Genomic DNA, 23,734 nt, shown 5'->3' on the forward strand with positions numbered 1-23,734 from the left:
GGTTAGATACCCGACTTCTTAAAGAAGTGGGGTATGTGGGTACTCTCTTAGTTCCGTAGGAGTGGACTGCGTTAGACAAGCATCGCTTTCAACCGCTGAATTATTTTTTTTAGCTTTTAACCAATAGGCGATCATCTCTCCTTTTCCTTTAACCGCGATCGCACCTCTTTCCTCAAATAAATACCGATCTTTTAACAGTTCGTAAATAGCTGTAGTAACTTGAATATATCCCGGTAATCCTTGACATTCCATCCGAGAAGCAACATTAACAGTATCTCCCCACAAGTCATAGCTAAATTTTTTAGTGCCAATTACGCCCGCAACTACTGGCCCTGTATGAATGCCAATCCGAATTTGAAATGGTTCGCCTCTGTCAGTTTGAAAATCAGCGATCGCTTCCTGCATATCCAAGGCCATATTCGCGATCGCTTCTACATGATCTGCCCTCGGCACCGGCAACCCCCCCGCTACCATATAAGCATCTCCAATTGTTTTAATTTTTTCCAAACCGTGTTTTTCAGTTAGTTGGTCAAACCTTGAAAAAATCTGGTTTAGTACATTTACCAATTCTAGAGGTAACATTCTAGCAGCAATAGACGTAAAATCGACAATATCGGCAAAAAGAACTGTTGCTGAATCAAACCTCTGGGCCGGAGAACCCTCGCCCTTTTTCAAATTTTCAACAATCGCTGCTGGTAAAATATTCAGCAATAAATGATCCGACTTTGTTTGAGCAAGCCGTAAAGCTAGCTCCACCCCCTGCCGCTCTTTAATTTCGTTTTGCAAACGTTCGACAAGTTCTTGGAATTGCTTCGTTTGCTCTTGAAGTAACTGTTGTTGACTTTGAATTGTTAACTGATTCGCCACTCGTGCCAATACTTCTTTACCTTGAAAAGGTTTAGTAATATAGTCAACTGCTCCCACATCAAAAGCTTTCACCTTATCTAAAACGTCATCTAAGGCGCTTAAGAAAATCACGGGAATGGAACTGGTTTTTGGTGAAGCTTTCAACTTTGCACATACCTCATATCCATTCATGTCTGGCATCATCACGTCCAGCAAAATTAGAGTCGGCGGAAACTCTTGCACTGTAGCGATCGCCCTTTGCCCGTTCAGCGCTTTACGAACCTGATACCCTTGTTCGGTCAATATTGTAGATAAAAGCCGCACATTATCGGGCTTATCATCAACTACTAAAATGTTGGCTTGAATTGTAGGATATTGATAGCTGTCCATGCACTCGCTCACGGTAGTTTTTCAAAATAAAAGATATTAACACTTAAGAAGTTTACCTCAACAAAAACGAAACAATATAAAAGGAGATTGTCTCGCATAAAAGAAGATAGCAACGAGACGCTATATGGGCTTAACTTTAGGTCTTTTTTAAATATAAAAACTTCCTCCAATTAGATTGATTGAAAAGAGGTATTTTTACCTCGATGCAACTGCTGATTGTGCTATCTCTATAATATCGTCAAATAGGAAATCCTGCACCAAAGTAGTTAAATATTGTGCGGAAAAAGCCAACTGGCTAGGCATTTCCTCAATCAACTTGACAATTTTCTCATCGCAGCATTCATGAGCGGCATGAGATATCTGTTCTACCCAATCAAGAGGCATTTGACTGAGTTGTAACTCGACAGATTGATTGCTAGTCACTCCGCTAATTTCGCTTTCATTGTCTAGTGGTGCATCAACAGATTCCTCGTAAATGTAACGCACTCCTAAAAGTTCTTCCATTTTCGCAAATAATATCTTTGCCTCGAAAGGTTTACGCATGAAATCATCGCAGCCTGCTCCTAAAATAGTTTGTCGTTCTTCTTCAAAAGCGCTAGCAGTAAGAGCAACTATTGCAGTTTGTTTTCCAAGAGGATGAGCTTTAATTTGTCTTGTGGCTTCATAGCCATCCATGACAGGCATCTGCATATCCATCCAGATCAGGTGCGGTTGCCAATCCTCCCATACAGCAATAGCTTCTTGACCATCTCTAGCCGATCGCACGAGGATGCCTAGTGGTGACAATAATCTCTCTATGACTAGGCAGTTATCCGCGCGATCGTCAACAACCAAAATCCGGTATTCTGGTTGATTCGGTGCTAAAGCAATTACTTTTTTCTGCGGTTTAAGGATTTTAATCTCGGTGGGAGTGGCAAGGCTGATTTGAATATCAAATGCAAACTTACTTCCCAACTCAGGTGTACTGCTGACAGTAATATCTCCTCCCATCATTTGTACAAATTTGCGGCTAATTGGTAAACCTAATCCAGTCCCCTGTTGAGACTTTTGACCTGTTTTTGTTTGCTCAAAGGGTTCAAATAACTTATTCATCTCTTCAGGGGCAATGCCAAGGCCAGTATCTTCAATTTCAAACTGAAGGCGTAACAATTCCGGGTGAATGTCATTCGCATCTACACAATCAAATTCCCCCAAGCTTTCGGAGGGATTAAAACCAGTGCACCATCCAGGTTTTCTTTGTATAGCTGTGGTTTCAACCGCTAAGCTTTCGGAATGTTCAGAAGCCGCGTCGGCAAGTTTTGTTTGTGTGTCCGAAAACTCTGCGGTTTCAGCGCCCAAACTTTCTTCTACCTTCTTTTTAACTCGCAAAGTAACGCTACCCATCTCTGTAAACTTGATCGCATTTCCTACAAGATTAATCAAAATTTGCCGCAGTTTACCTTCATCTCCACTAACAAAGTGCGGTACACCGTCACCCACTTCCAAATTTAGCTGCAATTTCTTAGATTTAGCTTTTAATCGAAACATTTCTTCTAAGGTTTTCAGCAAGCGCATTAAATTAAAACTGCTTTCATTAAGCTGACTTCGGCCCGCTTCAATTTTGGACATTTCCAAAATGTCATTAATTAGCGAAAGCAAGTGTTCGCCAGCGCGATTAATAATTTCTAGGTGCTGCTGGTGTTGATTGTTGAGAGATGAATCGCGCACCATCACCTGACTAAATCCGAGAATGGCATTCAGGGGAGTCCGCAATTCATGGCTCATAGAAGAAAGGAATTCGCTCTTGGCGCGGTTAGCTGTATCAGCAGCTACAACAGCTTTTTGTAATGCTGTTTCTGCTAATTTGCGATCGGCAATTTCTGTTTTGGCTTGTTCAAAAAGGGTGGATTGCTGGATGGCAATTGCTAGCTGCACGGAAATTTGCTTGAGAGATTCTATCTCAGAAGAGATCCAATGCCTTTGACTGCGGCAGTGATGAGCAATGAGTAGCCCCCATAGTTTTTTACCTTGCAAAATGGGAACCACGAGGTTAGCTTTAATTTCCAACTCGCTCAGTAAATTAATGTGGCACTCTGAAATACCTGCCGTATAAATATTGTCGATCGCGCGCAGGTGTCCCTGCTCGTAAACAGAGACGTAGTGTTCTCGAAAACAAGGGTCATTAATGTCAATTCCCAAAATCGGCATCGTACCGACGGATACCGATTCGACGGCTATAAATCCACTCCAATCTGGATTAAATCGGTAAATAATTGTTCTATCAGTTGACAAAAACTGGCGAATTTCTTCAACAGCCATTTTCATTACTTCTTCTAGGTTAAGAGAAGAACGAATCCGCTCTTGAATGGAATTAACGAGCCGCTCCCTTTTTACTTGCTGCTGCAAGGCTAGTTCCGCCTGTTTGCGAGCAGTAATATCTACTCCATAACCCACGCACTCCACAGGTAGACCAGCAGCATCTTTGACTAACTTAACCTCATCGTATATCCAGCGATAACCACCGTCTTTGTGCCGTTCGCGGTATTCGTAGGAAATCGATTCTTTTTCCAATATCTGAGCGAATGAAGTATCAACAATCTCTCGATCGTCTGGATGAACCAGGCTATGCCAATCAAGGGAACCATCAAGAAATTCTCTGGCTTCGTAACCAATCATTGAAACAATATTATCGCTGACAAACGTTACGTCATAATTTCCCCCTAATTTGCAGCTAAAAATCACTGCCGGGGTAGTCGCCAGCAAATATTGCAAACGTTCGGTGACAGAACGCAAGTTTAACTCGGCTTGCTTGCGATCGCGAGCTTCCATTGCTAAAGCTGCGATCTGCGCCACATAGCTAGCGAAGCTTTGTTCGTCGAGCGTCCAATTCCTAGTCCTTCCCAGATGTTCTAAACAAATTACACCCGCAATTTGCCCTTTATGGGTAATAGGAACATCTAGCATGGACGAGATGTTTAATGGCCTCAAATAAGATTCGCTAAATTCTAGGGTTCGCTGATCGGTTTTGGCATCAACCGCTGCGAGTACCTGTTCTGTATTCAAAGCTTGGAAATAGCTAGGATACTCAGCAACTTTCAGTTCTGCACCGGCGCTGTGTTGATCGGGCGTCAGTTCGTAAAGATCCGCACAGCACATTGCGGATTTATCTTCCTGATAAAACCAAATACTTGCCCGATCGACATTCAGGGTACGAGTTGCCATTTGCGTAATCTCTCTCAACGCCTCGCTGATATTTCCCTCGTAGATACTAGAATTTTTGGCTAATTCTAGCAAGCCCGTTTGTTGTTCTGTTAACCTAGTTTCTCGTTCGCGTAAAGCAGATTCAGCGACAATTCTTTCTCTAATTTCTGCTTCTAAATAACCATTGATTTCTGTCAACTGTGCCGTGCGTTCTTGAACTTTAATTTCTAAGTCATCATAAGCGTAGCGCAACGCTAATTCTGCCTCTTCACGCACCGCAATTTCACTTTGCAACTTGCGATTTATTGCCTCTAATTCTTGGGGGGTTTTTAAAGACAAAAACTGGGGCAATAGTGTTACCATTGAGGCGGCAGTGAAGCAGGAAACCAGTGCAGTAATTCCTTTTTCAATCCCCGACAGCCAATAAGCGGAATGCCACAACGTCCAAATGTCGAGCAAGTGACCCGTGCCGCACAGAATAATAAATGCACCAAATAAACCAAATATTCCTAAAAAAGGAACATCGCGCCGCTTGAAGATAAAATAAATTAACATCGCCGGAATTGAATAGTAGGCGATCGCGATTAAAAAGTCCCCAGTTACGTGCAGCCACACTAAAGGCGTTTGCCAAAGATAGCAATGACCGTGAGGCATATACTGAGTTGAGGAAAAGATATTTTTGAGTGCTTCCCACATAATAGTTGTTATTGGCAGATAATATGGATTTGATGATGCCTTAGTTAGGCAAAAAATAAACGAAACCGAAAATTGTAGCTGGATTCAGCATTATTTATTAACGCCTAAACCCTGCTTCTTCATAACAGCTTGCTTCTGCACTATGTGGCGATCGCCAAATTGCGATCGCAAAGGAATTTCAATGATAAACTCCGTACCTCTCCCAACCTCGGAAGTGCAGCGCAAATAACCTTCATGGGCTTGAATAATTTGATAAGAAATCGCCAAACCCAGCCCAGTACCAGCACCAATAGGTTTCGTTGTATAAAATGGATCGTAAATTTTAGAGATCGCATCATAATCTATGCCACTGCCATTATCAGCAATGTGAATCTGCACCCACTTGCCATCAACTAAAAGCGTGCGGATGCGAATTTTTAGCAGTGGGCAATGGGGGTTTTCTAAGTTTTCAGATAAATTATTTTCCCAATAGCCGTTGGTCGAATATCCCTGCTGTACAATCTGTTCTAAAGCATCAATAGCATTAGAACAAATATTCATAAATACTTGGTTAAGCTGCCCAGCGTAGCATTGCAATGCTGGCACATCTCCATACTCTTTAATCACTTGGATAGGAGGACGGTTTGCTTGTTCTTTCAAGCGGTGCTGCAAAATCATTAAAGTGCTATCGAGACCTTCATGGATATTTACTTTTTTCATGTCAGCTTCGTCTAACCGCGAGAAAGTTCGTAAAGACTTAACAATCTCCTTAATTCGCTCTGCTCCAATTTTGATCGAACCAAAAAGTTTTTGCAAGTCTTTTAAAATAAAATCGAGTTCTATAGTGTGAATCTTATCTGCAATTTCCGGCGCCGGAGTGGGGTAATAAACTTGATAAGCCTTAATCAATGCCACAATATCTTTAATGTATTCCTCAGCCGGAATCAGATTGCCATAAATGAAGTTGACAGGGTTATTTATTTCGTGAGCAACCCCAGCTACCATTTGCCCCAAAGAGGACATTTTTTCAGTTTGTACGAGTTGAGCTTGAGCGCCTTTAAGTTGTTGCAGAGCGTTCTCTAAGTGCTGAGTCTGCTCTCGCAGTTTAGCTTCCGAGTGCCGCAATGAATTTTCAGCCAAAGAGCGATCGCGATTTTCCTGTTGCAAACGTTCATTAGCAACTTCTAAAGCGATCGTCCTCTCAATAACCCGTTTTTCCAATTCTAGCATTAATTCCGAGAGTGCTTCCTGAGCTTGTTTGCGATCGCCAATCTCATTTTGTAAAGCCAAATTTGCCGCCGCCAATTGAGCGGGACTGGGAATAGCCAAGATTTTTGGGATTAGTTCCACCAGCACGGCTGCGGTACATAGCGAAATCAGCGCCGTAATCCCTTTAAGAAAACCCGAGAACCAATAATTAGGATGCCACAGCGTCCATATTTCCATAATATGAGTAATCCCGCAGCATATAATAAAAGAGCCGAACAGCATGAAAACCCAGTCAAAAGGTACGTCTTGCCGTTTTTTGACAATATAAATCAGCGTAATCGGTATCAAAAAATAAGCGACGGCTATCAAACCATCGGACAAAACGTGTAGCCCCACTAATCCAGGCTTCCACAAGTAGCAATGACCGTGAGGAATAAAATAATTTGGGAACATTTTATGAACCATTTGCATTAAATCAACTCGGTTATTTGCTAATATTTTTCAGATGTGATTACTGGAAAAACTTAAAAAATGGGGGTACAAAAATAAGAATTAGACTTTGGGACTTAACACTTGCGATCAGTAAATGCAGCGATCTGAAACTACTGTTAATTAAATTAACATCAATCGACTCAGCTTTAGCAAAGTCAACTGTCACATTTTTAATTCTGCCTTCACTATCAACTGTGACACCGGGATGACATTTTGGGCAACGATCAAGAAAAACTGAGCGCAGATTCCTTTCCAGTAAGAGCGCCAGCGCCCATTGAAATTAGGTTATAGCACTCAGCGATCAGTCCGGCAACGCAGGGCTGTTTCATTCTCACCAAAAACATGAATTTTGACTCTTGTAGTGCTACCCCTACTCCCCGTGCCTACCCCGCCACAGACGACTGCACAGGCGTTTGGGACATGGGGGCAGCCACGGGGGGCTGCCCCTACAAGAGAATGAAACAGCCCTGAGTCAGGCAACGGGGAAATCACCAGATTTAACGGATGTCACGGATTAAACTTAACGAAGAGAACCATTCTCAAAAACCTGTAGAGGTGGGTTGAGTCTTGTACCCTTGAAGAGTGCAGACAGGTTAAATACACCCGCCACTACCCCGCGAGGGAATTCTTGATTATTGACAGTGATACTCTTCGGGGATATTTAACCGATTTGACCAATTACCCCCGGAAAAATGTCGCGACAGGATCGTGTCGCAATCCAATCGGCGATCGCTCTCAGCTTTACAGTCAATTATAAGTGATAATATCAACGATACACTCAGGGGATAATTGCAAATTATGACGATAGATGAGGTACTACAGCTAACTCGTGTCCGATTGCAAAAAGATTTATATCCAATACAAGAAATCATACTCCGCCAAGTTTGGGAAGGAAAGACTTATACAAGTATTGCATCTGGCTCTCATTACGGAGAGCATTACCTGAGAAACATCGCCTCGTCTTTGTGGCAATCTCTCTCTCAAATCTTGCAGACATCTATTAGCAAATCAAATTTTCGCTCTTGTTTAGAATCACGTTCCCTAACCGCAGAGGAACGACAATTAATTGAAGAATTCACCCGCAGCCAATGCCTCGCAACACCTTTAGAATTTCCCGGATCTCCCGTGCCCCTGGGTTCGCCATTTTATATCCATCACCCGCTAATTGAAGAACTCGCCTATCGAGAGATTGCCAAACCCGGAAGTGTGCTGCGGATTAAAGCTCCCAGGAAGATGGGAAAAAGTTCCCTTCTGTTACGGATTTTAGAGCGCGCGACTTCTCTTGACTATCGAACTGTAAGTTTAGATTTTCAGCAAGCCGAGGAAGCTGTTTTAGTCAATATCGATAAATTTTTACGCTGGTTTTGTGCCAACATCAGCCGTCACCTAGAATTACCACCTCTATTAGATGATTATTGGGATGAAGACATGGGTAGCAAAGTAAGTTGCACCATCTATTTGCAACAATATATATTAGCAGAAATCAGTAAGCCTCTTGTGTTAGCTTTAAATGAAGTAAATATAATTTTTGAGTATCCAAAAATTGCCAGAGAATTTTTGCCACTGCTGCGAAGCTGGCATGAAGAAGCAAAGCGGATTGAAACCTTGGGAAAACTGCGGTTAATCGTTCTTCACTCCACAGAAATTTATATTCCTTTAAAGCTCACTGAATCGCCTTTTAATATCGGTTTACCACTGCAATTGCCCTATTTTACAGAAGAGCAGATACTTGCTTTAGCCCAGCGTCACGGAGTGGATTGGACAGATGGCTCCAATGCCGATCGACTGATGGCAATGGTGGGGGGACATCCTTATCTGGTGCGGCTAGCTCTTTACCACCTCTGTCAAAACAGTGTAACGCTAGATCGGCTACTACAAGAAGCTCCGACAATAGCGGGAATTTATAAAGATTATTTGCGGAGTTTTTGGGCAACATTGCAAGAGGAACCCGAACTTATGGTTGCACTTAAACAAGTGGTAAAATCGGAACACGGAGTGGAATTAGATCCGATAGTAGCTTCTAAATTATTTAGTATGGGCCTGATTCATATCGATAACAACCGCTGTACGCTAAGCTGCGAGTTGTACCGCCTCTATTTTGGTTCGCACAACTTTAGTTAGTTATTGCCCCACTTGAAAAATCTGTTCGACCGTTAAGTTTAAATCGGGGAAAGCAAGCGATCGCACCACATCCTAAACCAACTTTTTTAATGCTAGAAGCTCTATTTCAAATTAACCCATAAACGGCATGACCCAGGTAACATACCAAATTGGTGGCAGTCTCGCCAGTGATGCGCCTACATACGTAGTGCGGCAAGCAGATTCCGAACTTTATGAAGCCTTAAAAGCTGGCGAATTTTGTTACGTGCTTAACTCCCGGCAAATGGGCAAATCTTCTCTCTTAGTCCGTACCCTGCACCGACTGCAAGCAGAAGGTTTTCAATGCAGCACGATCGACATGACCCGCATCGGTAGCGAAAATATCACTCCCCTACAGTGGTACAAAGGAATTGTTGGCGATTTGTGGCGCAGTTTCAATTTGGTAGGAAAAGTCAATTTAAAAACCTGGTGGAAAGAACAAGAAGAAGTTTCTCTCCTCCAAAGATTGAGTCAATTTATTGAAGATATTTTATTAGCAAACTTTGCTAACGAGAGAATTTTTATATTTGTCGATGAGATTGATAGTATTTTAAGCTTAGATTTTCCCGTTGATGACTTTTTCGCCTTGATTCGTTATTGTTACAACCAACGAGCCATTAATCCTGCCTACAACCGGATTACCTTCGCGATTTTCGGAGTAGCTGCACCCAGCGATTTAATCGCCGATAAAAATCGGACACCTTTTAATATCGGACAAGCAATTGATTTGTCAGGATTTAGCTTAGAAGAAGCGCAACCATTAGCGAAAGGGTTAGAAAAGGTCATAGCCAATCCGCAGGCAGTTCTCAAAGAAATCTTAGCTTGGACGGAAGGACAGCCATTTTTAACTCAAAAAATATGTGAATTAGTGGTAAGAATAGCGGGCGCATCCCACAGCGGGGATTTAAAAATCCCACCGGGAACCGAGGAATTTTTTGTGGAATCGGTGGTGACAGAAAACATCATCAATAACTGGGAATCCCAAGATGAACCTGAGCATTTAAAGACAATCCGCGATCGCATCTTGCGAAACGAGCAACGCATGGGTAGATGGCTAGGAATTTACCAGAAAATTTGGCAAGGCGTGCCAGTGCCCACCGATGACAGTCGAGAACAAATAGAATTGCTACTCAGTGGCTTGGTAGAAAAAAAACAAGGTTTTCTGAAAGTAAAGAATCGAATTTATCAAAAAGTTTTTGACAGCGAATGGATAGAAACTAAATTAGGATTACTACGTCCTTACTCGCAAAACTTAGATGCGTGGTGGGCGGCAAAACAACAAGATAAATCGCGCCTCTTGCGGGGACAAGCATTGAAAGACGCTCAAAATTGGGCGCGAGGAAAAAGTTTAAGTGACCTAGATTATCAGTTTTTATCCCAAAGTGAAGAATTAGATCGAATCGAAGTGCACCAAGGACTAGAAGCAGCACGACTAACAGAAGTTGAAGCGCGACTATTCGAGCAGAAAAAAAATGCCAAACGACAAAAACACTTTATAGTAACACTAAGTATGGCATTAATCTTAGCTTTAGGATTGGGAGCGATCGCCTTTTCACAATATCATCAAGCCTCTCAAAGCCAACGCAATGAAAAAATTGGTAAAATTCAAAGTATAACGCAGTATTCCGAAGCTTTATTTGCCTTAGATAAGCGGTTAGATGCCTTAAGAGAAGCCCTCAAAGCCAGAAAAGAACTACAACTATTAAACGGTACAGATATCCCGACAAATGACATGGTTGAATCGGCGCTACGTCGAGCAATTTATGGAGCAATTGAATATAACCGTTTTTCAGGCAATCGTGGTTGGATGAATGCCTTAGCCATTAGTCTTGATGATGAGATGATCGCTGTGGGGACAAGCGACGGGGAGGTGCAAATTTGGCATCAAGATGGCCGATTAATTCGCACCTTCAAAGCACATATAGCACCAGTTCTAGGAATTGCGATCAGTCCCGATCGTCAGATTATCGTTTCTGGGAGTGGAGACTTAACAATTAAACTCTGGCAGCTTAACAGTACCACAGATAAAGCAGCACTACCTTTACACACTCTGACAGGACATAAAGCTCCAATTTACAGCGTCAAGTTTAGCCCAGATGGAGAATTAATTGTCTCAGCTTCCCAAGATAGTACGGTGAAACTGTGGCGGCGCAATGGCACATTATTCAAGACATTAACAGGGCATCGTGGCGTAGTCAGGAAAGCAGTTTTTAGCCCAGATGGAGAGTTAATTGCCTCCGCTTCTGAAGATAGCACTGTGAAAATTTGGCGGCGTGATGGCACCTTGCTCAAAACGCTTTCACAAAATGAATCTCCTGTTTTATCTATTACCTTTAGTCCTGATGGTAAGGCGATCGCTGCGGGCACTGGAGACGGTACTATTAAACTCTGGCACCGTGACGGCACTTTGTTAAGAACAATTGCCGCCCATGAGGCAGGAGTTCAGGCATTAGCTTTTAGCCCCGATGGAGAAACCATCGCCTCTGGTTCTGATAACCAAATACTCAAACTCTGGAACATTGACGGCACCTTACTCACCACGATCAAAGCACATGGCAGCGCAATTAGCGATCTTTCATTTAGTCACAATGGGGAATATCTCGCATCGACTTCTTTTGATGGCACTGTTAAACTCTGGAAATTCAGTAATTCCTTGCTGACAATTCTACGGAGACATACTGCTGGCGTTTGGGGAGTAGCTTTAAGCAAAAATCAAGAATTTGTTGTTTCATCAAGTGGAAATGAGGTTTTTCTGTGGCACAGAAACCGTAAGTTACTGAGGCGATTAGAGGGGCGTAACTCTGCGTTTAGTGGTGTTGCTATCAGTCCCGATAACAAAATTATTGCTGTCGCTAGTGCAGACAAATCCGTTAAACTTTGGAGTGCTGATGGCACTTTATTGAAGACTCTCCCAGGAGGAGTTGATATGAGGAGAGTTGTTTTTAGTCCTGACGGCAAAATCATAGCTTCTTCCAGTGGGGATAGAACAGTCAAACTTTGGCAGTTAGACGGAACCGAATTGACTACCCTCAGAGGACATAAAGCTGGGGTTTGGGGGGTAGCTTTTAGTCCTGATGGGAAGGTTATTGCTTCAACAAGTGGAGATAAGACAGTTAAGCTTTGGCGGCTTGATGGTAGGTTAATTAAGACCATTCAAGGTCACAGTAGTTTAGTTTTTGGTGTAGCTTTCAGCCCGGACGGCGAGATAATTGTTTCGGCGAGTGATGACAAAACGGCTAAACTTTGGAGTCGTGATGGTAAGTTGCTACACACTCTCAAGGGACATCTTTCTGGAATTTGGAGTGTGGCTTTTAGTCCTGACAATAAAACGATCGCTACAGGGGGTAGTGACGGTATGATTAAACTTTGGCAACGTGACGGCAATGAGATTACCACTTTAATTGGACATAACGCACGGGTGGGGTCTTTAGTTTTTAGTTCTGACGGCAAAACTCTTGCTTCTGCTTCAGAGGATAAAACAGTAATTCTCTGGAATTTAGAGCAGAGTGTAGAGTTAGATCGGGTACTAGCCTCTGGATGCGATCGCGTGGGGGATTATCTGCGAACCAATGCCGATGTGAAGGAGGAGGATAGACATTTGTGCGATCGTATTAAAACGAAATAATATCAAGTCCGCTTTATTAGGAATAATAGATTAATATGTGTGGCTATAGCATCAGAAGATTAGAGAAAATTTATCATATTTGGCTACTTTTTATTGGGAGAGGCTATAATACTAAATCCGGCTTAACTACTCCTTTTATCTCAGTCTGCGGAGGCAGACTTCGTTTTTGTAGGGGCAATCCCCCCGTGGTTGCCCTGGTTTCCACCGCCGAAGGATACGCAGAATGATCGAGGGTAGAGACAAACCGGATTTAGTATAATAACTACAGAGTAATGAAATCGCTAGCGGTGAGAATACCGGGGGTAATATTGTTAAGCTTCGCCAACAATTGATTGGTATCCGTCACAGTAATCAAAGTTTGATTGTTGCTGGAAGTAATACTGAGTTGATTAAAACTCAAATCAGAATTCAACCCAATTAAATCCTCTCCCTTGCGGAAATCATTAATGATGTCGCTACCCAAACTTTGATTGAGGAAAAACACATCATTTCCCGAACCACCAGTCAAAGTATCGTCCCCAACATCCCCGGAAAGGAAATCGGCACCGCTGCCACCACTGAGAATATCATTACCTTTGCCTCCGTACAGGCTATCGTTACCGATGTCGCCACAGATCACATCGTTTTCATTGCCGCCGAACAGCAAGTCGTTGCCCTCACCGCCATCGAGACTGTCGTTTTCTTTGCCGCCGTACAGGGTATCGTTACCGATGTCGCCAAAAATCAGGTCTGCACCTTCATTGCCAAAGGCAATATCGTTGTCGTTTCCGGTATTAATTGTGTCATTTCCTAAGTTGCCTAAAATGTAGTCGTCGCCATCTTCACCCAGCAAGATATCGTCATCTTTACCGCCAAAAATGCTGTCGTTACCAACGCCGCCGGCAACTGTATCATTGCCGATATCTCCCCTCAACAAGTCGTCGCCCTCACCACCAACAACAGTGTCAGGATCTTTGCCAGCGTAGATGGTATCGTTGCCAGCGCTGCCAGAGATGAAATCGCTGCCTTCATTGCCGAAGATTGAGTCGTTATCTGCGCCGCCGTCAATGTTGTCATTGCCGGCCATGCCGTAGAGAGTATCGTTGCCGGCTTGTCCGTTAATTGAATCGTTGATGACACCGCCCATGATGAAATCGGTAGTGTCGCCGCCGTTGATTGTTTGTTGGACGGGGTTGGGGGTGATGGTGGCAGAGTCGAGTTGCGGGGCGTTGAGGCTATCGAGTAGGCAATCATCTACGGCCGGTTCCGGTGTGGGCGTGGGAGTCGGTTCCGGTGTGGGCGTGGGAGTCGGTTCCGGTGTGGGCGTGGGAGTCGGTTCGGGTGTGGGCGTCGGAGTCGGTTCCGGTGTGGGAGTCGGAGTCGGTTCGGGTGTGGGCGTGGGAGTTGGTTCCGGTGTGGGAGTCGGAGTCGGTTCGGGTGTGGGCGTGGGAGTGGGAGTCGGAGTCGGAGTCGGAGTCGGAGTCTCAGTTGGAGTGGGCGTCGGAGTTGGAGTCGGCGTGACTGTAGGGTTAAATTCATAAGCGCCAATATCAACGATCGCACTTCCGTTATTATCACCATCTTGAGGGCGACTCACACCGCGCTGATCTGCTGCCGGCGCGCCCGCACCAGTACCGGTATCAATTGCCGGACTTCCTGTTAGCAGCGGCAGCACGAAAGCGCCGTTAATATTTTCCAAAGGGCCGAGTAAGGGATCTGCGATCGTCACATTTGCCGTAACATTACTATCATTAGGATCTCCCACGGTCAGTTTAGCGGGAAATTGAATATTGTTTCCCCCATCGATTAGCTGCCGTCCAGTGTGCTGCCTCGTTTTAAAAGGATTACTTGCCGTATTCCTATCAAAAATCGAATTCTTGACAGTAATTGGCGATTTCACAGGGTCGTTAAAAGTAGCAATACCTCCCGAAAATTCAGCGGTATTTTGAGCAAAAGTCGAATTGACGATGTTAGTCGAAAAGGAATCTCTGTTAGCGACAAGCATTGCTCCGCCCTGCTTAGCAGCGCTGTTGCCGGAAAATGTACTGTTGACAATGCTGATATTTCCATTCTCTCCTGACAACAAACCGCCCCCATTATCTTCAGCTTGGTTATTAGCAAAAGTGGAATTTGTTACCGTAAGTTCGGTATTTCCGTGACGAATTGCGCCTCCCGAACCTCCAACTCCTGCTGGATCTTTAACAGCTTTATTGTTAATAAAAGTGCTATTTTCCAAGACCACTTTATCTTGCAAATAACCAAACAAAAAGGCTGCGCCTCCTTCTCTCGCTCCGATATTGCCATCAAAAAGGCTGTTGCGGATAGCAATAGTTCCGGCAACTGGGCCGGGGGTTGCATTCGGCCCCGAAGCATTAGCGCCATCGACGTAAACTGCCCCGCCAACGCCTTTATCTGTGCGGTTCCCTGTGAATTTAGAGTTTTCGATCGTCATGCTGCCCAACAGGTTATTAACAGCACCGCCGTAGCTGCCTTTGTTGTTGGTAAATTCGCTATCTCTGATAGTCAGAACACCGCCGCTTTTAGTGGCGATCGCGCCGCCACCACGTTCGGTATTGTTAGCTAGTGAACCATCATTGTCGCTAAATTTGCTGTTAATGACAGTCGTCGTGCTGCGAAAACCCGTGTAAATGCCGCCACCAAAACCGGCAACATTATTATTGACTTGGCAATTTTCTAAAGTTAAAGTGCTGCTACCTCCTGTTTGAATGCCACCACCGGCGCTAGTTGTCTGATTATTGGGGTCAGTACCAGAAACTTTGCCGTTGGCAATAATCAGGTTTTTTAGAGTAACATTGGTCGAACCTTCTGTGAGAATGACCCGCGAAGCATTGTTGCCACTGATGGTTAAATTGGCTGCACCAACTGCATCAATTGTCAAGTTTTTGTTGATAACAAGTTGACCATTCGTTAGGGTAATTGTTTGGCCCGCAAGAGTGGAGGCAAATTGAATGGTATCGCCGGCTGCTGCGGAGGCGATCGCATCTCTCAATGAACCCGGCCCGCTATCATTATTGTTGGTAACGGTAATAGTTGCTAAAGCCCCTTGATAATCCGCCATTGCCTCTGGAGTCAAGGCTAGCGGTGCTTCAATATCGCCCTTGGCAAACTCCAAATTCCAGTTACCACCGCGGCCAGTGCGATCGCTAGATGCAGCAATATCAGCCCCGGTTAACTCGCCCAGGCGATCGACAAAATCGCTTCCCGAACCCGCAGCAACATCACAACCGTAAATCACAATATCTGCTTGGTCGCTTAGCGCATTTCGCCACCCTTGCAACTGGCTTTCATATTGTGATAAATTATCCGCATTTAACGTTGCAGAACCTAGCTGCAAGCTGCCCGAATTGCCGTGAGAAAAAACGTGAACTTGGTCTACAGTTTCCCCCGCAGCCGAAATTGTTTGCAGTTTCGCAGTAATTTGCTCGACTCCGTTACCATTTTTATCTAAAATGATGATCTCTGCACCGGGAAGCACGCCACCGGCAAGAGTTTGATAGTCATCTAAGTCGGAATCAATGAAGACAATAGATTTAGAACCAGCATTGTGGAGAACAGATTGTGAATCCATGTTGGTGGCAAAAGTTGAACTCATTTGGCATACCCATGAGAATGTTTACTATTTGCTGGTAGATTCACCTTGAAAGCAGAAGGCTAGAGATGCAGAAGGCAGTAGGCAGAATTAAAACCTCGGTAATCCATCGGGGATATTAAACTTTAGGGAAAAACTTGAATCTTATCCCTAAGTGAAACCCAATACTTTTCTCCCTAATCAGCTTTTGCTGTGTAAAAATTGCGATTTTTTTTAGCAATTAAATGCAGAGGATGTAATGTAAATAGTCCGGCACGGGAACCTCGGTAGATTTGCTATGCACACCATTAGCCAGATACGTAGTGCATCAAACCATTGGGAAGCCTTGGTCAGGTAAAATTCAGAAAATATTTTATGTGGTTCTGAGTTCCTGAGAATTGCTCTAGCTAGTACCTGATACATTCACATTAGATAAAACCAGGAAAATTCCCTAAAATTTTGATTAATTTAACTTTTTTCCTATCTGTAAAAAAGTTCCCACAAATCTGAAAATTATTGGTTGAGAAAGCAGGCTTTATTCGGCCGCTACTTATGGCTAGCCAGCTCAGGATTGCAATAGACGGGTGTGTCTCATTCTAGGTGTGGGCGATCGGCAATAAACAAGATTTATTACCGATCGCACTTGAAAAGAATCAGATCGATCGCTCCTCTTCGTTGGCGTAGCCCCCGTAGGGGCGCAGGGCTGTTTCATTCTCAAGAAAACGATGATTTTGACTCTTGTAGTGCTACCCCTACTCCCCGTGCCTACCCTCCCCATCCACGATTTGCTCATGTTTCAGAGATTGGGGCAGCCACGGGGGGCTGCCCCTACAAGAGAATGAAACAGCCCTGCGTAGGGGCGGGCTGCTGATGGCGCACCCTACCCCAGCCAGTTAGATTGTTACCTGAGTGAAATCGCTAGCGGTGAGAATACCGGGGGTAATATTGTTAAGCTTCGCCAACAATTGATTGGTGTCCGTCACAGTAATCAAAGTTTGATTGTTGCTGGAAGTAATACTGAGTTGATTAAAACTCAAACCAGAACTCAACCCAATTAAATCCTCTCCCTTGCGGAAATCAGTAATGATGTCGCTACCCAAACTTTGATTGAGGAAAAACACATCATTTCCCGAACCACCAGTCAATGTATCGTCCCCAACATCGCCGGAAAGGAAATCGTCCCCAGCACCGCCGCTGAGAATATCATTAGCTTTGCCGCCGTACAGGGTATCGTTACCGATGTCGCCGAACAGCACATCGTTTTCATTGCCGCCCAAAAGCAAGTCGTTGCCCTCACCGCCATCGAGACTGTCGTTTTCTTTGCCGCCGTAAAGCGTGTCATTTCCCAATAAGCCAAAAATCAGGTCTGCACCTTCATTGCCAAAGGCAATATCGTTGCCATTTCCAGCATTAATTGTGTCATTTCCCAAGTTGCCTAAAATGTAGTCGTCTCCATCTTCACCCAGCAAGATATCGTCATCTTTACCGCCGAAAATGCTGTCGTTGCCAAGGCCGCCGGCAACTGTATCATTGCCTAAATCTCCCCTCAACAAGTCCTCGCCCTCACCACCAACCACAGTGTCATTATCTTTGCCAGCGTAGATGGTATCGTTGCCAGCGTCGCCAGAGATGAAATCGCTGCCTCCATTGCCGAAGATTGAGTCGTTATCTGCACCGCCGTCAATGTTGTCATTGCCGCCCATGCCGTAAAGAATATCGTTGCCGACTTGTCCGTTAATCGACTCGTTGATGCCACCGCCCATGATGAAATCGGCATCGTTACCGCCGTTGATAGTTTCTTGGACGGGGTTGGGGGTGATGGTGGCAGAGTCGAGTTGCGGGGCGTTGAGGCTATCGAGCAGGGAACCATCCGAGGCCGGAGTTGGTGTCGGTGCGGGAGTTGGTGTCGGCGGCGGAGTCGGCGCAGGTGTGGGAGTTGGTGCCGGTTCCGGTGTGGGAGTTGGTGCCGGTTCCGGTGTGGGTGTCGGAGTCGGTTCCGGTGTGGGAGTTGGAGTCGGTTCCGGTGTGGGAGTTGGAGTCGGTTCGGGCGTCGGAGTTGGCGCCGGAGTCGGTGTTGGAGTCGGAGTCGGTTCCGGTGTGGGTGTCGGAGTCTCAGTCGGAGTCGGCGCGGGCGTCGGAGTTGGCGCCGGAGTCGGTGCGGGAGTTGGAGTCGGTTCCGGCGTCGGAGTTGGCGCCGGAGTCGGTGTGGGAGTTGGAGTCGGTTCCGGCGTCGGAGTTGGCGCCGGAGTCGGTGTGGGAGTCGGAGTCGGTTCCGGCGTCGGAGTTGGCGCCGGAGTCGGTGTGGGAGTTGGAGTCGGTTCCGGTGTGGGAGTCGGAGTCGGTTCCGGTGTGGGAGTGGGTTCGGGTGTGGGCGTCGGAGTTGGCGCCGGAGTCGGTGTGGGCACTGGGACGACACTACCTCCCAATTCAAAAGAGCCGCTGTCCACGATCGCACCTGGAATGCTGTCGCCATCTTGAGGGCGAGTCAGGCCTCGCTGATCTGTAGCGGGTGCGCCGGTGGCAATCCCTTTATCAATTGCCGGACTTCCTGTCAGCAGGGGCCTGACTAAAGCGCCGTTGATGTTTTGCAAAGGGCCAAGTAAGGGGTCTGCGATCGTCACACTTGCCGTCGCATTGAAATCGCTTCCGTCATTGGGGTTTTTGGCCGGCCACTGAAAATTCCCTCCTTGATCGCTATATTGGGCGGTGACGTGTTGCTGAATGCCCCAAGGGTTTCCTCCGTTAGCCGCTGTATTGTTGGAAAGAATAGTGTTTTTGAGGGTGACATTATTGGCATTGGCGAAGATACCTCCACCAACCCAGCCTGCAGAATTATCGGCGATCGTCGTGTTGAGAATGGTTGTGGGTGCACCAAGAGTCATTGCACCGCCGAGTTTGTTGAAATCACCAGCAGCAAACGCCGTGGAGTTGCCAGAAAACGTACTGTTAGTAATCGTAGTAGGGGCATTTCGCATCCACAGCCCGCCACCTTGATTATTGGCTTTGTTGCCAGCAAAGGTGGTGTTGGCAATGGTCAATCCCTGGTTGGTTCTGTCGCTCAAAATCGTTACCCCACCACCGTTTCCAGCATTTCCACCGTTGGGTAGCGCCAGAATTTCGTTATTTTGGAAGGTGCTGTCTGCAATACTTACGCTATCTTGGGTGCCGGTAAACAGATAAGCTGCTCCGCCTTCGCCTCGCCCTTTGTTGTTTTGGAATACGCTTTTGCTGATTTTAATTGTGCCGGAAGGCTCGTCAGTAGAACTGGCGCGGTCTGTGTAAATTGCCCCGCCGAAACCCCTTAAAAAAGAATTGCCGTTGGGATCGTTTGGGGCGAACTGGCCGGAGGTGGTATCGTTGCCGATGAATCGCGAGTTTTCAACTGTTAACTTGCCGTTTAGGCTGTTAATTGCCCCACCATTAATTCCTAAGTTGTTGGTGAAGTCGCTGTTAACAACGGTGAGGTTTTTATTACTTGCAAAAGCAATACCGCCAGCGCCACGTTCATCGTTGGTTGCAGTGGCTTTATTTCCGGTGAATTTACTGTCGGTAACGGTCAGGGTGTTGTTCCAGCCGCTGAAGATTGCACCGCCGCCTTTATCAGCCACGTTGTTGGTAAACTGAACGTTTTCTACGGTCATCGTTACTTCGTCTTGTGTACCGATCGCCCCACCATTATCCACCGTTTTACCGTTGATAATAGCGAGGTTTTTGACTGTAAAATTCGTAGCAGTCGCAACGTTGGCATTGACAAAAAAGGCGCGGGATGCGTTGTTGCCACTGATGGTTAAACCGGGTGCGGCGGCGCCGTCAATGGTGATGTTTTTGCCAACGGGAATATCGAGTTGACCGCTGGTGAGGGTAATGGTTTGGTTGGCTAAACCTGGAGCGAAGGTAATGATATCGCCGGCAACAGCGGTGGCGATCGCAGCCCTTAATGAACCCGGCCCGCTATCGCTATTGTTGGCTACTACGATCGTAGCTAAATCACCTTGGTAACTTGCCATAGCCTCTGGCCCCAAAGCTAAGGGAGATTCAATCTGACCCTTAGCAAATTCTAAATTCCAGTCGCCGTTGCTGCCAGTTATGTTGGTAGAGGCCGCAACGTCAGCTCCGGTTAATTGACTGAATCGATCGACGAAATTAACACCTGTACCGCCTGCTACATCGCAGCCGTACAGCATGATGTCTGCTTCTGGGGCTAGTGAAGTTTGCCACTTTTCCAACTGGCTTTTGTATTGCTCTATGTTATCTGAACCCAGAGCGGTATTGCCTAATTGTAGGCTGCCTGAACTGCCGTGAGAAATAATGTGAACCGAGTCTATCGCCCCCTTAGTAGAGGCGTATTTTTCCATCTCGGATGTGATTTGTTCGATGCCGTTTTTGGTGCGATCGAGTATTACTACCTGCTGTCCGGGCAGCACTCCTGCTGTAATTGACTCGTAATCTTTCACGCCGGCGTCAATGAAGACTAAGGAGCGCACTGGCCGTTCTTCAAAAGCAGATTGTGAGTTAACTTGAGCGAATGTAGAACTCATATTGGAGACTCCATTAAGGGCATTATTAGTAGATACACCCCGGAGTTATCTCATCAGGCTTATTTCATTATATCTTAACACCCAATTGATAGATGATGCCTTTTTTAAAATATTTTTGTTGATTTATTTTGCTCGGCATTTGCATTTTTACTTTTAACTAAAATGGAAATCTGAGCCTCTATCTATGGGAATAGATCGCAATATTAATCGGGAATATTGAAATAAATCTAGGTTCTATTATCCAATTTTTTTTGACCTTATTTTGCTAATAGTAGGCTGAGTTGAGGGATGCGGAAATAGTGGAGGTAATTCACCCCCGAATAACTCCTCTTATATTTAGTAGTTTTTATTTGAGTGTGAGATTTTACGTAGAGGCACAATGCACTAGAGTTTCCCTAGCTGTATTTCATCCAAGGTAAAACTGAATTATGTAGATTTTGAACAATTCTATATGCTTTGACTTTGCTAGGTTTGCGGTACACCTAAATACTGATTCCCAGGACGTTTGGTCGCATTTACTAACAGTCAAAACAATCTAAGATTAAGTGGAACCCATCGCTGGAAATCAATTGGCTTATGGGGTGCTACACACTGTGAGGACTGCCATCCTCACTGCAAACGTGATTCAAATTATTCAGCGGGAGTTGATATGATTGCTGATTTAGTCAGATCGAAATCGTTGATTGCGATCGCCCCTGCGTCCATAATTACAATTGCATTCGGGTTCAGTCGCCCTCGGTACGTTCCATACCCTGCATTAAATTACTCTCCTTAATTAGCAAACAGTCGATCGCGCCCACCGCCGTTGCTGAGTGTATCACTATCTCGATCGGCATAACACCAACCAAGTCCGCTGTTTTGAGTCAGAGAAATATGCGATTTTGACAATTGACTTTTGTATGGTTCGAGGTAATCTGAACTGAGGATAACAAAGCCTAATTGCAGTTGGTTCGAGCGACAGTCATAAGTCGAGCGAACTTTGTCAATCTCTCTAAGGATAGAGGCAGGTTTTTGAAGTGCCGAGGTTATTTTCTCGATGCAGTCAGATTCCCCAGCCAAAATTCTGGAAACAAAATATCCACCTTGATTGATGCTGGAGTCCTTGAATACAAAGCTTTTGGATGGGGGAGTTGCGTATTCCGAGGCGGGAGTCGTTTCCCTTAAAGAAGTCAACATATTCCGTCCTCCAAAAGTGTGTTTAGCGGTAGATACAGCCTTGGAGTCAGAGCTTCTGAAACTGCCAGCGACCTTATTTATTTCGCTCATTCTTATTTCACCTATCTATCAGTTTGCCCTATTTCTGCCACACTGCCATCCGCGATCGCACGGAATTTATATTCTGCGTGTTTTCCCTGACTTCCGGCAAACGCCAAATTACCGATCGATCCGATATCCTATCCGTGATACCACTTTCAAAAAAGAATCCAAATCTAGCCCCGTGCTTCAAACCTCGATAGTCTTGAGTCATTCCCCCACCTAAAATCTAAAATCTAAAAGGGTATGACACTTAGTAGATTGGCCTCGCAACTGCACCGCTCAAGATTCTGTGGAAGATGGCGGTTTTTTCCCTGCATTGCGGATATTAATAATCTTGCTGAGCGCCTCAAACCAAAAAGCAGCCCCCATAGAAATAGCTACGCCGCTCAATATCCAACCAAACAATCTTGCAATCAAAGCCGGCCACAATAAATTCCCCTGCTTATCTCGTTCCAAGCTGTTCTGTTCGCTCCATCCAAAAGGCAGAGCTACCTCATCCAAAGCTATATCTACATCCTTTTGAACTTTTCTCAGACTTGGTAAATTATCTAATTTAGTCCTAGCATTTTTTTCCACCAACTGCTCAGCGTACACATTAACAGTCGATCGCAACATCGAATCCTTCGACAACCGATTAATAATATGAATGGTATCAGCATTAGCAGCGACAGCGATCGCAGTTCCGAGCAAAATCGCTACCCCTCTAGCATTCCGCTTGTAAACACCAGAAGCACGCTCCATCGATTGGTCAAACCAAATTTCAATTTCTTTCTGAAACCGCTGCAACTGCTCTTGAGTATCTCCGCCGCCTTTTTCAGCGCGCTGCGCTAAAATATAAAGGCTGCGTTTCAAAGATTCTGGCATACGGTCCAAAGTTTCTTGAATTTGTTGATAAATCGGACTCTCCTCTTTTAGCTCCATAATTTCTGCTACCGAATCTTGACTTTTTTTAACAGTATTTAACAGATTGCTGAAACTCGGTTGTAGTTGCCCCAGCAGCGCCACCCGCTCAATGGGGCTGTCAAAACGAGCCTTGACAAATGCCATCTGCCTCTGAAATTCTCTCCCTCCCTGCTCGGTTTCTGGTAGATAAACCTGAGAATCCTTAATATAAAATCCTAGCTTTTCCGACATTCGATCTAAGCTGTTGTTCAAACTTGCTAAATTGTTTTGATAATCTTCAACAACTCGATTGAACTCCGCAGTCAGCCACCTAAATTCTTGCTCAATAATCGGTTTAGTAGCATCCGGTAAACTCAGATTCGCTCCAATCTGTTGAATTTGTGCCAACTGTAAATCTTTAAATCTTTCCAATCGGGTTTTAGAGATAGAGCTGAGCAAACTAGAAACCTTTAAAGTCTCCAAAAGGCTAGCCGAAAAACACTCGGCTGGAATATAAGAAGGCCCACTGGATTTATTGCCGAAAACATTTTTAGTACCCGTAATTCCGTGGTAAAAATCCCCCATGCGGTGCGTAACAGAGCGGAATCCCTCTGATAAAAGCCCTTTCGCTCCCTGATTCAAATCTTTGATAATCGGATTGGCGTAAATCGCATGGGCTAACTGTCCGACTCGCTTAAATTGCAGGGGATCTTTCGCACCTTCGCTGCCGCCAGAAATCAGCACTTCGATCGACTTCTTTAAATGTTCCGCCCGCCACTGCCAAACAGTAGCAATCAGTTCCTGAATTTCCGAAGCTAGCAAGCTTAAAGTCAGGTAGATAAATACTAAGCCAATGATAATATCTATAATTACAGGCAAGTTCATGGTATTTTCCTAGTCGCAAATAACTGCTGTCTAAGTTTACCTTCAGTT

At 45.1% G+C, this 23,734-nt stretch carries 10 protein-coding genes; 2 read left to right on the forward strand and 8 right to left on the reverse strand.

The annotated features are described in order from the left end of the window. Positions 1 to 18: 18 nt before the first annotated feature. The 3 genes from QUB20_RS13260 to QUB20_RS13270 all read right to left on the reverse strand — a co-directional run bounded on the left by QUB20_RS13260 (position 19) and on the right by QUB20_RS13270 (position 6,771). The gene (locus QUB20_RS13260) at positions 19 to 1,236 is read right to left on the reverse strand and encodes an adenylate/guanylate cyclase domain-containing protein (protein ID WP_333246753.1); all 1,218 of its coding nucleotides are present in this window, start codon (positions 1,234 to 1,236) and stop codon (positions 19 to 21) included. A gap of 195 nt (positions 1,237 to 1,431) precedes the next feature. Next, complete coding sequence (locus QUB20_RS13265) at positions 1,432 to 5,112, reverse strand: GAF domain-containing protein (RefSeq protein ID WP_333246724.1); 3,681 nt, start codon at positions 5,110 to 5,112, stop codon at positions 1,432 to 1,434. 90 nt (positions 5,113 to 5,202) lie between these two features. Then, positions 5,203 to 6,771 (reverse strand): ATP-binding protein, encoded by a 1,569-nt coding sequence (locus QUB20_RS13270; RefSeq protein ID WP_333246726.1) that lies wholly within the window; start codon positions 6,769 to 6,771, stop codon positions 5,203 to 5,205. A gap of 819 nt (positions 6,772 to 7,590) precedes the next feature. On the opposite strand from QUB20_RS13270, the gene QUB20_RS13275 reads away from it, so the two are divergent. Both QUB20_RS13275 and QUB20_RS13280 read left to right on the forward strand, forming a co-directional pair. After that, entirely contained in the window at positions 7,591 to 8,913 is a 1,323-nt protein-coding gene (locus QUB20_RS13275) for an AAA-like domain-containing protein (RefSeq protein ID WP_333246728.1), read from the forward strand. A gap of 127 nt (positions 8,914 to 9,040) precedes the next feature. After that, complete coding sequence (locus tag QUB20_RS13280; RefSeq protein WP_333246730.1) at positions 9,041 to 12,556, forward strand: WD40 domain-containing protein; 3,516 nt, start codon at positions 9,041 to 9,043, stop codon at positions 12,554 to 12,556. 262 nt (positions 12,557 to 12,818) lie between these two features. On the opposite strand, the gene QUB20_RS13285 is transcribed toward QUB20_RS13280, so the two are convergent. The 5 genes from QUB20_RS13285 to QUB20_RS13305 all read right to left on the reverse strand — a co-directional run bounded on the left by QUB20_RS13285 (position 12,819) and on the right by QUB20_RS13305 (position 23,686). Further along, complete coding sequence (locus tag QUB20_RS13285) at positions 12,819 to 16,148, reverse strand: DUF4347 domain-containing protein (protein WP_333246732.1); 3,330 nt, start codon at positions 16,146 to 16,148, stop codon at positions 12,819 to 12,821. An 869-nt stretch (positions 16,149 to 17,017) separates the two neighbouring features. Next, the gene (locus QUB20_RS13290; protein WP_333246734.1) at positions 17,018 to 20,662 is read right to left on the reverse strand and encodes a DUF4347 domain-containing protein; all 3,645 of its coding nucleotides are present in this window, start codon (positions 20,660 to 20,662) and stop codon (positions 17,018 to 17,020) included. Positions 20,663 to 21,433: 771 nt separating this feature from the next. After that, positions 21,434 to 21,838: a hypothetical protein gene (locus tag QUB20_RS13295; RefSeq protein WP_333246736.1), complete on the reverse strand. Its 405-nt coding sequence runs from the start codon at positions 21,836 to 21,838 to the stop codon at positions 21,434 to 21,436. 118 nt (positions 21,839 to 21,956) lie between these two features. Continuing rightward, positions 21,957 to 22,130 carry a hypothetical protein gene (locus tag QUB20_RS13300; protein WP_333246738.1) on the reverse strand — a complete coding sequence of 58 codons (174 nt, stop codon included), beginning with the start codon at positions 22,128 to 22,130 and terminating at the stop codon, positions 21,957 to 21,959. 68 nt (positions 22,131 to 22,198) lie between these two features. Continuing rightward, positions 22,199 to 23,686, reverse strand: coding sequence for a hypothetical protein (locus QUB20_RS13305; RefSeq protein ID WP_333246740.1), 1,488 nt, complete (start codon positions 23,684 to 23,686; stop codon positions 22,199 to 22,201). Between the last annotated feature and the right edge of the window lie 48 nt (positions 23,687 to 23,734).

This window comes from Microcoleus sp. B4-C2, from assembly GCF_036705265.1.
In the GTDB taxonomy this organism is placed as follows: Bacteria; Cyanobacteriota; Cyanobacteriia; order Cyanobacteriales; family Microcoleaceae; genus Microcoleus.